We start from the raw sequence: 14,838 nt of genomic DNA, 5'->3' as shown, positions 1-14,838 counted from the left end.
GGTTCTGACACAGCGATCCAGCCTTATAAAAGTATACAGGCAAGTCCTGATATTTACAAGGCTTTTTTCCCTTTTCCTCCCTGATTTTCCAGCCCAAAAAGGAAATTGCATTGCTTTTTTCTCCCTTTCATACTAAAATAAAAGAGCAGCAGAACAAACGAAATTGGAGGATTTTACCATGGCATGGTTTCAAAAGACAAAAAAAGATTCAGCTCCGGATCCATCCACTACCATTCATTCATATACAGAGCCTCAGCCACGTACGGCTCTATCTTTTGGCCGCGACGGCTGCTACAGCCATCTGCAGCACCTGCTTGACGTTCAAAGCGCCCAGTCGAAAGGCGTTGTACTTAAATTATACATAGAAAACTTCAAACAGCTGAACGGCATTTTCGGATACGATTACTGTGAAACTCTGTTGGAACAGATCATTAATTATCTGAGAGACGTCTCAAAAAGCACCGTATACCGTTATATTGGAGTAGAATTTTTGATTTTCCTGGAAAATGCCACTTCCGGAAAGGCCGTCAGCCTCGCTGCCAAAATTCTGGACCAGTTTGATCACGTGTGGAAGGTAAACGGAACGGACTGTCTCTGTTCCGTACAGATTGGCATGTGCTCCTACCCCGGATATACGTTCTCGGCAGACGAGATGATGAAATTTCTGGACATGGCCCTTTCCAAGGCTGCTGAACTCGGCCCCAACCAGTATGCGGTCTATGACAGCAACATGCAGGCCAGCTTTTTAAGGAGACAGACAATTGCCCATTACCTGCAGACGGCCATTGCCAATCATGAAATCGATGTCCGTTACCGGCCCACTTACAATATTGAACAGCAGAAATTTACACGAGCGGAATATTATATGCGAATATTTGTCAAAGGAATCGGCATGGTCGGCGCTGCTGAATTCCTTCCTATTGCTGAGGATTCCGGTCAGATCCGTGCCGTAGAGTATTACGCTCTGGAACGGGTCGGCGCGTGCATTAAACGTCTTATGGACGAGGAAAAAGAATTCGACTCAATCGCCCTTCCCGTATCCTCCGTCTTGTTTCTTCAAGAGGATTTTCTGGACAAAATTCATGAAATCATGGATACATACGAGATTCCCAGGGGGAAGCTGGCAATCGAACTGCAGGAGGATGCGTTCACTACCGCATATCTGAATATCAATGTCCTTCTGCAGGAACTTTCCGATATGGGAATCGAACTGATCCTCAATAATTTCGGTTCCGGTATGTCCAGCGTGGCCGGCATTCTGGAACTTCCCATCAACAGCCTGAAACTGGAGCGGATGTTCATCTGGCAGCTGGAAACGAATCCCAAAGCCTCATTCGTCATCCACGGGCTGATCGAGATTGCCAGAGAACTGGAACTCAATATTATCGCTGAAGGCGTGGAAACGGAAAAACAGATCGAAACACTTACCTCATCCGGCTGTCTCTATCAGCAGGGATTCTATTACTCACCGACGCTGGATGAAGACATTCTGATCCGCATAATCGGAGCCGATCGGAAAGAAGCGTTCCAGATCGCTGCCGAAGAGAAGGAAAAGGCCCAGCGCTGAGGCATGCAAATCAGCTCTTAAAAAGAGGATGTTGCAAAAAGGAATAGAGCATTGCCGCCGATACCAGCTGGAGTGGCTTGGCCACTGCCTGGAACGAAATCTGGTATCGGAGGTAATGCGGATTCAACTTTTGCAACACCCTCTTTTGGCTTCCTTTTCAAAAAAACATAACACAGGGGAAACGATTACAGAACCTTATTCAGGAAGCTGATGGTCCTCTCTTCCTTAGGATGGCTGAACACTTCTTCCGGCGTCCCCTCTTCCACGATATATCCTCCATCCATGAAGATCACGCGGTCCGCCACCTCTCTTGCAAATCCCATCTCATGAGTAACCACCATCATGGTCATGCCGTCTGCAGCCAGCTGTTTCATAACCTCCAGAACCTCGCCGACCATCTCAGGGTCCAGCGCGCTCGTAGGCTCATCGAAAAGCATGATGTCAGGATTCATCGCAAGGGATCTTGCAATCGCCACACGCTGCTTCTGCCCGCCGGAAAGCTGCCCCGGATAGGCATCCGCCTTGTCGTCCAGTCCAACACGCTTTAAAAGCTGAATTCCCTTTGCTCTTGCCTCGTCTTTTTTCATCTTTTTCAGCTCTACAGGAGCCAGCATAATGTTGTCTAAAACCGTCAGATGAGGAAACAGGTTAAAGTGCTGAAATACCATTCCGATATTTTCTCTCACCTTATTAATATTGATCTTTTTATCGGACATCAGATTTCCGTCTACGGTCACCACGCCGCTTGTAATCGACTCCAGACGGTTTAAGCAGCGGAGAAATGTACTCTTTCCAGAACCGGATGGGCCGATCAGACAGACCACTTCCCCCTCTTCCACATCAATGTTGATGTCTTTCAGCACTTCCAGATTTCCAAAATTCTTTTTCAGATTCTTTACGATAATTTTACTTGCCATAGGACACTCTCCTCTCCACAACTTTCGCCACCTTCGACAAGGTTGTACAGACGACCAAATAGAACAGAGCGACGCAAAGCCAGATCGCCATTACTCTGGAAGCCGAATTAGCCGCTATGATATTGCCGCGCTTTGTCAGCTCATTTAATCCGATAATGGAAATCAGGGAAGTATCCTTGAGGGAAATAATGAACTGGTTGATAATCGACGGCATCATGGTGCGGAACGCCTGGGGGAGTATTACCTTTCTCATGGACTTTCCGTAAGGCAGTCCAAGGCTTCTGGCCGCCTCCATCTGCCCTTTGTCAACAGCCTCTATTCCTCCTCGGATAATTTCCGCCATATACGCCCCTGCATTCAGACTCAATGTCACAACGCCCGCCGTAAACGTGCCGCCGATATTCTTCCAGGCAAATCCGTAAGGCCGAAGAAGCTGTGCCAGTCCGTAATAAACAATCATGGTCTGCACCATTAAAGGCGTTCCCCTGATGATATCAATATAGATATCGGCAATCACTTTGAGCGGAGTCTTTCCGGATACCTTGAACAATCCGAATATGACGCCCAGTACCGTCGCACAGAGCAGGGATACGATCGTCAGCTTCATCGTCATGCCCAGGGCCTGTAAAAACAGAGGAAAATATTGTACTAATACGTTGATTACTTCCATTCTTCTCATCCTATCTTTTGAAATTTTAGTGTGGCTGCAGGTAAAAAGAAAAGGGGCGCATACAAATCTCTTGACTCTCCAAGAAGAGCGGCGCTTTTCTTTCCATCTGCATCCAATCGGTCCTGAAGCTGCCGTGAGGCGGGAATGTCCGAATACCGGTATTCCTCGCCGCAGAGCAGCTTCACGGCCTGTCCCGTAACCGGGATTAAGGATTATTATTTTGTAATGTAAGTATTGACGATTTCGTCGTACTTACCGCTGTCCTGAAGGTTTTTCAGTCCTGCATTGAACATTTCAACGAGCTCGCCGTTCTCACCCTTCATAACGCCGAGGCCGTAGGAATTCTTGGATTCCAGCTTGTCCAGAAGCTTTAATTCAACTCCTCTTGTGATTTCATAGCCCATAACAGGGTAGTCTTCGAAGCATGCTGCAGATGTTCCAGTCAGAACGTCCTGATACATATTAGAGGAAGAATCAAACTCTGCTACTGTAAAGCCATACTGGTCAGCGATGGATTTCGCGAATTTACATCCTTCTGTACCCGTCTTTGCAGCAACCTGCTGGCCCTTTAAGTCATCATAATCATCGATATCAGAATCTGCCAGAACTGCACAACCTACGCCTGATTCAAAATATGGTTCGGAGAAATCGTATTTTTCCTGTCTCTGCGGCGTAATGGACATACCTGCGATTACGGCGTCAGATTCTCCTGCTTCCAGAGAAGTTACTGCCGCGTTGAATCCGACAACCTGAAGCTCATATTCAAATCCCTGGTCTTCTGCAATTGCTTTTAATAAATCCAGGTCAATGCCGACCATCTCTCCCTTTTCATTCTCGAACTCAAACGGAGCAAATGTCGTATCAGTTGCAATCTGATAGACCTTCTTTTCGCCGTCTGCCTCTGCCTCTTCTGCGTCGGCTTTCGCTTCCGTCTCCGCTGCATCCTTGGATTCTGCCGCGGACTCTGTCTTTGTCTCTGCCGGCGTCGTCTCTTCCGTTTTACTGGAACCGCATCCTGCTACGGATACAGCCATCAATGCCGCCATTGTCAGTGCTGCTAATTTTTTCATGTTATTTCCTCCTCTTATATATATTGCAAAAAAGGACAGCACTGCCTTGTGATGTCCTCTTTGACTGCTGTGGCGCAAACCACCCGTTCAGTATACCATATTCACCCATTAAAGTCAACTTACTGTGATAACCACAGTCAAAAAGCTGTAGCTATATCGCTACTGTTCACCGGTAATATCCCGCGAAGTGTTTTTTGTGAGTGGAGCGTAGCGGAAGTCACAGAAAACCCGAGGACTGCGGCGCGAAACGACGTTTTTTGCCGTTTCTGTGCATCGCATAGCGCGTTACTGGGAACGGAGTGAACAGTAACGCTATGTCATCTATTGTCAAAATTCATAAAGTCTGTGCTGATATTTTTTAATTTTTGTGCACACTTATTTTCGTATCTATGATACTATAATTAACGTAAACCCCCCCAATACATTATATAGTTTTTGCTACACCCCATAAAAAACGAAATACCTTCTCCTTGAAATGGCCGGTTCCCCTAACCGGCCATTTTACTTTTTATTATACAGAAAAATTCGTCCTGTAAAATAAAAAGGCTCCGCAGGGACCGCACTGCGGCGGTAAGGATGATGCCGCTGAAGCGACCCGCCGCATGGGAGAATCCCGCGAACAGGATTCTTTTTATTCCATAGGTTCTCTATAAAATCCCCCGTAAAAGTTTTCCGTCTTAATCATATTTACAATCACATGGCGGTCCACCTCTCTCATCAGGCGGACAATATCTCCGACCTCATAAGAAGACACGACTGTGTGAAGAAGGAACATCTCTTTGTGGCTGTAGCCGCCCACTGCATTTACACAGGAAATCCCATGACGGTAACGGCTGACGTATTCCCGAATAATCGGCTCTGCCCTGGACGTGGTAATCTGCAGCGTCACCCGTTCATAGCGGTGATGAAAGGCTGAAATCGCCTTGGTAGAAACGAACTGGAACAGAATGGAATATCCGGCGTAAAGCCATCCGAACATCGCTCCGAATATGCATAGAATCACCACGTTGCCGGCAAATACATATTCCCATATGGATTTTCCCGTTTTATTCGACACATAGAGGGCGATGAAATCCGTACCTCCTGTGGAGGCGTTTCCCCGCAGCGCGATAGCAATGGAAAGCCCGTACAGAAAGCCTCCGAACACGACATCCAGCAACACGTCGTTGAACAGCGGCTGAAAATGAAATACTTTCAGAAAAAAGCTGGCCAGAAATACCTGCAGCATAGAATAAAAGGTAAACCATTTTCCAATGCTCCTGCTGCACAGAAGGGCAACCGGAATATTTAATGCCAGCATTCCAAGGGACGTAGAGAAATTCCCTCCGTACAGGGAAGCGATCTTGTCAATGAGAATCGCCACACCCGTAAAGCCGCTGGACAAAAGATTGGCCGGCTTATAAACGCCTGATGACATATGTCTGCAGAAGTGCCGACGCAGTCACAGCCAGAACCGTGACCATTCTGCGGAACACCGCATAATTTTTATACTTTGCAATCATAATCCGTCATTCTCCTATGGAAGCCAGAAGCTTTCTCACCAGTTCAGCTGATACGGCATCGTAACACAGCTCATTGGGAGAAGATGCGTAGCTGTAATTTACGTCGCCGGCCGCTGTCGTCAGATCCATTTTCCATTCCTTGCAGGAACTGTGTACCTGAGAAATTCCTGTTTCTTCCATAATCTTCCTGGCATTTGAAGCATTCACGCCGCTTCCGGCCAGAATCTCGATTTCATTTCCATACCGCCTCTGGAGCTCTTTAATCATGACGAGCCCTTCCATCGCCGTGGGCTTTAATCCACTGGTTAAAACGCGGTCTACTCCCATATGAATCAGCTTTTCTATCGTTTCAAACGGGCTGTCCGTACAGTCGAACGCCCGGTGAAATACGGCTTCTTTTCCGTGCTCATGAATAATGGAAATCAGCCTTCTGTTCTGCTCTTCGTCTACAGACGCACTGGAGTTCAGGCAGCCGAAAGCGATTCCGTCGGCGCCATGTTCCACTAGCAGCCTGCAGTCTCTTTCTATTACCAGAAAATCTTCCGGGCCGTAGCAGAATCCGGCTCCCCGCGGGCGGACCATTGCAATTACCCTGATCCCGCATGATTCCTTTACCAGCTCCAGACTCGCCAGCGACGGCGTCAGGCCTCCCAGGAAAAGCCGCTGTTCAGCTCAATCCGTTTCGCGCCGCCTCCGGCGGCCTGCAGTGCATCATAATAACTTCCGCAGCATACCTCTAACATGATTTCCATTCCTCTTTTCTTAATCGATTATTTCGCGGCGGCCGTAATTCTTAAACCTTGGCGGCTTTCAGCCCCGATATCGCGTCAGACGCTGAAAATATCCCTTTAAAGCTGCGCCAGTTTATATAACGCAAGCGCATATATCTTTCCATTCGTCTCCAGATCGTCCCCACTCATCCACTCGTTTGGATTGTGTCCGATTCCCTTCTGTCCCGGAAAACTCGGTCCGAAGGGTACGATATTCGGCATGGCCTTGGCATACGTTCCGCCCGTCGTGGTGACAGGCGTACCGTCCATTGAGACAACGGCCTCGAAGCTGTCCTGAAGTGCTCTTACCATGGGGCTGTCCTTCTCAAACACAACAGGATCGTAATTGAGAACCAGCTCCGTTTTCAGCCCATGCTTCTCAGCCGGCACACTTATTTTCTTCAAAATTTCCTTTGCCGTGATACCAGCCGGATAGCTGAATACCACTTCAAACACCACGCGGCCTTCTTCCTCAGCCAGCTTATATCCTCTCATCTCCATGGTGCCGTATTCCGGATGGAAGTAATCGATTCCCAGCCTGTCCCCGTTATTCTTCGCACCGATAAAATACATATTGACAAACTCGAAAAACGGTGCCAGGCGTTCTTTCTCTCCCACCACATGAATGACGGCTCTGCCACGTTCACTGTATACGACCGGATATTTACAGTCCGGCGTAAAACCGTATACAGGCGGCTTTTCCTTCTTAAGATAGTAGGTCAAATCCTGAAAGCCCGATTCTTCATCACATCCGAAGATAATTCTCACCGGCCTGTTCAGCTGAATTCCAAGCTCCTTCAGCGCCGCCAGTCCATAAAGGCAGGCCATAACCGGCCCCTTATTGTCCAGGACTCCGCGGCCGTACAGGACGCCGTCTTCTTCATATCCGTCAAAGGGCGGCTGCTTCCATCCCTGCCCTGCCGGCACCACGTCTACATGGCCGATAGCGCAGATGTAATCATCGCCTTCGCCATACTGTGCATAGCCGATGTAATTATCCAGATTGACTGTGGTAAATCCCAGCTCTTCACTGATAGAAAGCGCCTTTAACAGCGCTTTCTTCACTCCCTGTCCGAATGGTGCATCCGGTTCTTTCTCTGTTTTTGTGCTGTCAATCTGCACAAGCGCTTTGATGCTTTCAATCATGGGACGTTTCAATTCTCCGGCCTTTTTTAAAATTATATCCTCTAAATTTTCCGGCATACCGTACCTCATTCTTCGATCGGAGCCATACGCGTCTTCATGTAATTCTCCATCCACTCCTGGGATGCTTCTTCAAAGATGCAGTGCCCGTCTTCGCCTCTTGTTACGAGATAGACGGTCGGTTTCCTGTCTTCTGTGACGACGGCGAAGGAAAAACCTTCTATATTCGTAGCCACTCCCCACTCGCCCTTTTTGTTCATGGCGATCAGCGACAGGTCGCCTGCAGTGCCTCTTCTCTCCTTCAATTCCGCATCCAGGCGGTTAACTGCCGTCTCACACGCTTCCTGAGGATGCATGCCTTCGCCCATCAGACGGACGATTTCATATGAAATACAGCCCTTCATCAGGTCTTCACCCAGGCCTGTGGCGCTGGCTGCTCCCTTTTTACTGTCCGCATAAAAGCCGGAACCTGAGATCGGAGAATCGCCGACGCGCCCTTTTTTCTTCATAAACAACCCGCTTGTAGACGTGGCTGCCGTCATTTTTCCGCTCTGATCCAGGCATACCATACCTACTGTATCATGACCAGAATAAGGTTTCAACTCCTGTTCCTTAATTTCTTTTACACGTTTCCGGTAATGAGCCTTCGCGCGGTCGGTCAGCATATTTTTCCGTTCAAAGCCCTCTTTGTGGGCGAATTTTTCTGCCCCTTCCGCCACCAGCAGATTATTTACCTTTTCACGGCTCAGCTTCTTGCGATGGAAACAGGGTTTGCAAAATCTTTTAATGCCGCCACGGCCCCGATGTCCAGGGTATCCCCGTCCATATAAGCTGCATCCAGCTCTACTTCCATCTCTTCATTTGGCAGCCCGCCGTAACCGACTGATTTGTAATAAGGAAAATCCTCAACTTCCCGGATCGCCGTCTCAACAGCATCGCCGGCATTTCCCCCATGTTCCAGAAGCTCCGCTCCTTTTGTAATTCCTTCCACAGCCATTCGCCATGTTGCAATCATGCCCCACATCGGCAATTCCTCCTATCGAAAGCAGACTTTCTGCTCCAGTTCTTCCGTGCTGCTGCCGTCGGCGAGTGCTTTTGCCAGGCTGCACATGTTTTTAAGCGCATCATTGAGTCCGAGTCCGCCTTTTTTCGGCGTCTTCACGATTGCGACCTTGTCTTTATATTCCCTGATCGTATCCGCATTTTCCTCTGACATGGCGGCAAATGCCTTCACATCCGTCGTGCTGTTAATATCTGCCGCAACACGTGCGCACATGGCGGCATAATCCGCATAATTGAAAGCAGGCCCGCAGATGACCACATCAGGATTCAGCTTCTTTACCATGGCACAGAATTTTCTGCTTACCTCATCGGGATCGGCAAGATAGGTGCCGTTGCCGCAGCACAGGCTGGCGATGACATGACCGCCCACTTCCTTTAAAAACGGTTCCATCATGACCGCCGGACCAATAGGATCTTTTTTCCCTGTCAGCGGAACCATGGTGTCATCCTTTGTGCCAAGACCAGACTGGATCTGGTCAAATATCATTATGATCTTCATCACTTCTACCTCCGTGCAGACGCCTTTTACAGGTCGTCAAATGATAAGTCGTCAAGGGAAATATCGTCGTCATCTTCTTTTGCAATTGCTTTTGCTTCATCTGTCAGATACTGCCGATCCATCATTTTGATGAAAGGCATATATATGAAAACGCCGAGGATCAGCAGCAGAAGCTGAAGTACGGCGCCCTGCCAGCCCGTTGCCAGGAATCCGGACAGTACGACCGGCATGGTCCATGGATCGCTACGCCGCTGCACAGCGGAACGAGACCGATACTCATACAGATGTAAGAAATTACGATATTGATTGTAGGAACCAGCATGAACGGGATCAGGATCATCGGATTCAGCACAATTGGAAGGCCGAATACGATCGGTTCATTGATACCGAATATGCCTGGAATAAATGCCAGCTTGCCAAGCTCTTTGATTCGTTTGGAACGGCAGAACAGAAGCATGGCGATCAGCAGGGACAAGGTGGAGCCGCAGCCTCCGAATGTGGCGAACAGATCCTGGAACTGCTGGGAAATAATGTTCGGAAGCGGAGCGCCTGCCTGAAAAGCCTGAAGATTCTCAGCCGACAGCGTCTGAAGGATCGGGTTGAACACGGCTGCTACAACGGAACCGCCGTTCACGCCAAAGAACCAGAACAGGTGCAGGAAGATATAAGCAACAACCATGGCCGGCAGCGTGTTGCCCAGCTTTAAAAGCGGTGTCTGCAGGATGGTAAAGATAAAATTGAATGCGTTTTCGTAAGGCGTCATGGCAAAAATAATGTTGATAACAAAGAAGATCAGAACTGCCACACCTGCCGGAATCAGGGCTGCGAAGGATTTTTCTACGGTTGGAGGAACTCCTTCCGGCATTTTGATTACCCATCCCTTTTTGTCCACCCATGCGTAGATATGTACGCACAGGAAGGCGCAGATGATCCTACGAAGATACCTTTTGATCCTACCCATCCAAGGGGAATTCCTGTTACTTTTGCGTTGTTTTCAATGATCTCATAAGGCATGATCAGGAACCAGCAGACAAGTGAAATCGCCGCGCCGAATATCTTATCGACGTTCATCTGCTCTGAAAAATAATAGCCGATTCCGATCACCGCCAGAATTGCCATGATGGTGAAGGTAGCGTCCGTCGGTTTTGAGAAATAAGCGGCCCAGTTCTCGCCGAAAATGCGGCTCCAGAACTCTGTCCATCCCGGTATTGGAAAGTTTGCTATCAGCAGGAAAAAGGAACCTACGATCAGCAGCGGCATGGATAACATGAAGCCGTCTCTGATCGCTATCAGATATTTATTTTTACCGATCTTTTCCGCAAGCGGCATTAATACGGATTCTAATTTACTTAACATTTTACTTTCCCCCATAATTTTTATTTGCCCGTTGGCCGTTCCTCGCTCCATAAAACAGGCGGGAAACGCGTCACTATTCTTTATTTCGCTGCTTTCATGAGTTTAATGGCTGTTTTTAAGACTTTTTCGCCGTTCATCATGCCGTAGTCGCCCTGATCGATCACCTGAATCGGGATTCCTGTGTCTGCGTACTTCTCTGCGATTTCATTGAAGCGGAATTTGACCTGCGGCCCGAGAAGGATGACGTCCGGATGACGCTCATCGATGATCTGGCCGATCTTTCCGTCCGGAAATGCCTCTACTTCGATCGGAAGGCCGTGCTCATTGGCTGCCTTCTGCATTTTGCTGGCCAGCATACTTGTGGACATCCCTGCGCTGCAAAATAAATATACTCTTTTCATAATCTTTCTCCCCCTAATTTCTTTCCAATTTTTTTTCGAGTTCTGCGATTCTTTTATAATTCTCAATCATTTCCTGAGCGATAATTTTAAAGCTTTCAGCGCTCATCAGCTGGTCCTCTGCATGGATCAGGAGCAGATATCCGCCGACTGCCTCTCCCTCCGACTCTTTCTGAATCAACCCGAAATGAGCTTCATGGCCTGTGAGAAATTCTTTCTGGCCTGCCTCTATACAAGCTTTTGCACCTTCGAAATCCCCTTCTTTCGCTTTGTGGATGGCTTCGATATAACTGGACCGTGCAGTTCCTACGCTGGAAATAATCTGAAAGCAGGCCATCTCTAATTCTTCTGACATTTTGCTACCTCCTTGAATTTTTGAAAGAGAAAATGCAACAAGCCGGCCGGCTGCTGCATTTCTTATTAAGTTGCCTTTATTATAAGGCGGTTATTCAGTTTTTTTCCGTAATGGGATTTCCTAACTGCTAGGAAATTCACCCCATGATCCTGTCAATAAACGCATCATAGCTACAGGGTGTGCTGAGTTCTGCCAGCTCATTCGGGCGCGCAATAATATTCGATACCCAGTCAAAGAAAATCTTAATCATCCTCTGATCCCCTTCGTTGATCGCAAAGAGCATGACGAGACGGACGTCAAATCCTCCCCATTTGATCGGGTTCTTCAGCTGGGCTACGGCAATCGTGGAATTCCTGGCAAAAGCGCCGAATGCGTGGGGGATTGCAAACGCGTTCATAAATGATGTGGGGGACATCTCTTCCCGCTTGAGCACTACCTGCTGAAACTCCGGTTCCACAATCCCACCACGTTCCAGGTCCGAACAGAGCCGGTGGATCACCTCCTGTGGCGAAGCGCAGTCCAGCTCTTCATAATAGTATTCCTTCCTGATCAGATTGCCGATATGGGAAGCAAATTCCAGCTGAAAACTCTTCTTGTCCAGCCGGTTGATCGCCTGCAGGATATTGGATTCCGTCTCCGAATCCACGAACAGCTTGATATCCACGGTCGGCATATCCAGATGGTGTTCAATCGGAAAGGAACAGAGGATGAGATCAGGATCCAGGTCCATGACAGCCTCTTCTTCAAAATAGCTGAACGTACCCACAATTTCCATCCGCTCTCTGAACATATCCGATATCTTTTTTTCACACATGCCTGAAAACGACTGGTTATGAGGCAGAATCATAACAGCGCGGTACTTTCGCACCGCGTTCATCCGCTCACTGGCCGCTCCCAGGTGCAGGGCGATAAAACCGCTTTCCACTTCAGAAATTCTGACGGAAAGCTGTTTTTCCAGAAATTCCACAACGTAAATCCCCATTTCAAATACGAGGGGATATTTCCGCTTAATCTCTTCCTGAAAGATATCTTCCAGGCTCACGCCGTTCTTTACGCGGTCAATCAGGCCGTGAATATGCATCTTGAGCCCTGCGATCAGGTCTCCGTCCTGTCTGAAATCCAGGCCGAACAACCCATATACCTGTTCCAGCGCTTCCATAACCAGCTTCTTCGTATTCAGCCATTTCCCATTGAAATTCACGAAATCGCTGGTGTAGTTGGAAGCTCTCCGTCCCATGATGACGAGGGCGAACATGCCCACTTCTCCTTCCCGGACCTGGATGTGAAGCCGTTTCGATATGCGGTCGAAAAACGTCTGGGAAATCTGGTATTCTATGGTCTCTTCCAGCCCCTGTTTTTTGTCGTCCATGTTGATATAATTGGCACAGTTCATCCTCTCGATACTGGTTCCCGCATGTAGGATCAGCATGGGAAAGAGGGACTCATGGATGGAATAGTCATACTCCTCCAGAACGTCCACAAAAATGTCCTTCACTTCGATCAGGTCAAAACTGCTGTATAAATGGGCCAGTATGTTCAGATTCAGGAAATTTTCCTGCACCTCCGCTACCAGCAGATCACGGTAAAACCTCCGTTTGCTGGCCTCATCGCCCTTTAAGGAAATGCATTCCTTATTTCTGACAAGCTTTAAATTGGAATATGGCTCCAGCATCTTCCGGATTCTCTTCAAATCGTTGTCAATGGAATAACCACTGACGTAAATCTGGCTCTGGAGCATGGTCAGGTTCAGTTCCTTCACCTCAAACAGAAGCTTTTGTATCATATAAATACATCTGCCTCCCGGCGTCTGTGGAATATCGTCCTCTCCCCCAGCCTCCTTTTCCTCCGGCTGTATCCTGGCCTCCGGATTTATCCTGTATCCCTGTCGCACATTCGATTCTATAGGCGGAGGCGTCATTTTTTTATTAATAGCGTCCACATCCGACCGGATAGTGCGGTCGGACACCTGCAGGAGCCCTGCCAGCTGACGGCTGGTCATAAAATCCTGTCTCGCCGCCAATATGGCGAGTAATTGTTCCTGTCTTTTGTTCTGCAAAGCCATTCTCCTTACTTCATTTATTGAATAAGCTGTTCACGGCGGCCGAAATACGGGATGCCATGCACAGTTACGTCCCCGGATTTATCTGATCCTGGTAAAGGCAAAAACTTTCCAAGGTTCGATGTAATTGAGCAGTACCTTCTCATAATCAGGGATATGGCCGATTACATTCTTCCTTCCGTCATTCGGCATTTCCTTCAGAACGATGTGAAGTTCGCCCTTATATTTGGAATAACCGTCGTTCAGAATTACCACATCTCCCCGCTTCAGATCCCTCGTATTGGCAGCCGGTACGGACTCCGCCGCAAAGGTCACTCTCGGCCATGTTGAGCGGACCATATACTCGCTCATATCTCCTCTGACCACATGCTTCGGCTCATAATCCAGTATTGCAGCCTCTGTTGGCGTCAATTCCTTTTCCAGCTCAATCCCGAATGTCAGAATAGACGGATTGACAGCGGCACATGCTGCCAGTTCCTCATCAAACGCATATGCATTTGCGATAATCACGTCGTCTGTAGTGCCCGTGGCAAAGAGGTGGCGGGCCTGGAAATCGACGGGAAGGCCGCGATGCATCTCCAGCGTGCACAATCCTTCATTTACCGGCCATGGGCCGTATGCAGACGGATTGCCGCTGGATATGAATGCCGCAACAGGGAGCCCGAGAGACTTCATTTTATCATTACATTTGTTAAAATGAGCGAGGCTGATTCCGCTGTATTTCTGCGGATAGAAGTTGTGGCATGTAATCAGCCTGCTCCTGTCGGGATGATGATCCATGACATTTTCTACATAAACCAGCTGTGTGCTGGCATTCAGCTCCACCTTCAGCCCCTGAGGGTTATACGTCATCAGGCTCTCTTTCATACCGTCAAATCCTTCGTCCAGGCGGATTCCGTCCAGGTGCATCTCATGGAAAACAGACAGGTCTTCATAAGAAATACCCATTTTTTCAAAAACGGCCGGGCTTACGTCCGCTATGATCTCCATTCCCGATTCATGAGCCGCATCCGAACGCAGCCGGAATTCTTCCGTTACTTCTTCCCTCGCTTTTCCCTCTGCGCTCAAAAGGCAGGTAAAGATTCTCTTGAATCCATAACTGCCCGCCTTTTTGATATAAACGATGTCCTCTTCCAGTTTTGACTGCTCCGGATAAATTGAAATGCCAAGTCTTGCCATAATAAATTCCCCTCCTGAATTATATTTCTTTACGTTTACAGTTTCTTACTGTCTACTATAACCGTTTATGGTACAAATGGAGGGCAACTTTTTTCCTAACAGCTAGGAAAAGAAAACTGCTTTCTACATCCGATGCGTATAGCGGCATTGTACCACATTTCCCTTTTCTTTACAATCCGCCCGCTGAATTGAAAAAGTAAATTCCAGTGCGGGACTAAATTCCACTGGTCTTTAAAATTTAGCCTGAATTATCAGGTTTTTAACGTAAAGATTCTAGATATCTACTATAAT

Annotated in this window: 11 protein-coding genes and 3 pseudogenes; 1 reads left to right on the top strand and 13 read right to left on the bottom strand. The window is 48.0% G+C overall.

Translation table 11 applies throughout. The features are described from left to right. Nucleotides 1–178 precede the first annotated feature (178 nt). Nucleotides 179–1,567, top strand: coding sequence for a bifunctional diguanylate cyclase/phosphodiesterase (locus DXA13_RS14195; RefSeq protein WP_118245302.1), 1,389 nt, complete (start codon nt 179–181; stop codon nt 1,565–1,567). Between the two features lie 185 nt (nt 1,568–1,752). On the opposite strand, the gene DXA13_RS14190 is transcribed toward DXA13_RS14195, so the two are convergent. The 13 genes and pseudogenes from DXA13_RS14190 to DXA13_RS14130 all read right to left on the bottom strand — a co-directional run bounded on the left by DXA13_RS14190 (nt 1,753) and on the right by DXA13_RS14130 (nt 14,547). Continuing rightward, complete coding sequence (locus DXA13_RS14190; RefSeq protein ID WP_118245300.1) at nt 1,753–2,484, bottom strand: amino acid ABC transporter ATP-binding protein; 732 nt, start codon at nt 2,482–2,484, stop codon at nt 1,753–1,755. Then, nucleotides 2,474–3,154 (bottom strand): amino acid ABC transporter permease, encoded by a 681-nt coding sequence (locus DXA13_RS14185; RefSeq protein ID WP_118245298.1) that lies wholly within the window; start codon nt 3,152–3,154, stop codon nt 2,474–2,476. The genes DXA13_RS14190 and DXA13_RS14185 overlap by 11 nt, the downstream gene beginning before the upstream one ends. 215 nt (nt 3,155–3,369) lie before the next feature. Then, entirely contained in the window at nt 3,370–4,224 is an 855-nt protein-coding gene (locus DXA13_RS14180) for a transporter substrate-binding domain-containing protein (protein ID WP_118245296.1), read from the bottom strand. Between the two features lie 631 nt (nt 4,225–4,855). Next, nucleotides 4,856–5,726, bottom strand: a pseudogene (locus DXA13_RS14175) (YitT family protein). A gap of 6 nt (nt 5,727–5,732) precedes the next feature. Beyond that, complete coding sequence (locus tag DXA13_RS14170) at nt 5,733–6,344, bottom strand: copper homeostasis protein CutC (protein ID WP_347559874.1); 612 nt, start codon at nt 6,342–6,344, stop codon at nt 5,733–5,735. Between the two features lie 230 nt (nt 6,345–6,574). Further along, the gene (locus tag DXA13_RS14165; RefSeq protein ID WP_118245294.1) at nt 6,575–7,699 is read right to left on the bottom strand and encodes a Sapep family Mn(2+)-dependent dipeptidase; all 1,125 of its coding nucleotides are present in this window, start codon (nt 7,697–7,699) and stop codon (nt 6,575–6,577) included. A gap of 8 nt (nt 7,700–7,707) precedes the next feature. After that, nucleotides 7,708–8,636: pseudogene (locus DXA13_RS14160) on the bottom strand (N(4)-(beta-N-acetylglucosaminyl)-L-asparaginase). Between the two features lie 39 nt (nt 8,637–8,675). Next, complete coding sequence (locus DXA13_RS14155) at nt 8,676–9,200, bottom strand: GrdB-related putative oxidoreductase (protein WP_118245292.1); 525 nt, start codon at nt 9,198–9,200, stop codon at nt 8,676–8,678. A gap of 160 nt (nt 9,201–9,360) precedes the next feature. Next, nucleotides 9,361–10,460 (bottom strand): annotated as a pseudogene (locus tag DXA13_RS14150) (PTS transporter subunit EIIC). A 176-nt stretch (nt 10,461–10,636) separates the two neighbouring features. Next, nucleotides 10,637–10,957 carry a PTS sugar transporter subunit IIB gene (locus DXA13_RS14145; RefSeq protein WP_118245290.1) on the bottom strand — a complete coding sequence of 107 codons (321 nt, stop codon included), beginning with the start codon at nt 10,955–10,957 and terminating at the stop codon, nt 10,637–10,639. 13 nt (nt 10,958–10,970) lie between these two features. Continuing rightward, a complete protein-coding gene (locus tag DXA13_RS14140) occupies nt 10,971–11,309 on the bottom strand; it encodes a PTS lactose/cellobiose transporter subunit IIA (protein WP_118245288.1) in 339 nt (112 codons plus the stop codon). Between the two features lie 136 nt (nt 11,310–11,445). Then, the gene (locus tag DXA13_RS14135) at nt 11,446–13,365 is read right to left on the bottom strand and encodes a BglG family transcription antiterminator (protein WP_118245286.1); all 1,920 of its coding nucleotides are present in this window, start codon (nt 13,363–13,365) and stop codon (nt 11,446–11,448) included. An 84-nt stretch (nt 13,366–13,449) separates the two neighbouring features. Further along, a complete protein-coding gene (locus tag DXA13_RS14130) occupies nt 13,450–14,547 on the bottom strand; it encodes a MupG family TIM beta-alpha barrel fold protein (protein ID WP_118245284.1) in 1,098 nt (365 codons plus the stop codon). Nucleotides 14,548–14,838: the final 291 nt, after the last annotated feature.

This window comes from Clostridium sp. AM58-1XD, assembly GCF_003464085.1.
Lineage (GTDB): Bacteria > Bacillota > Clostridia > Lachnospirales > Lachnospiraceae > Lachnoclostridium_A.
Note: the sequence above shows the minus strand (reverse complement) of the source record. Positions and strands in the feature narration are given on the sequence as shown.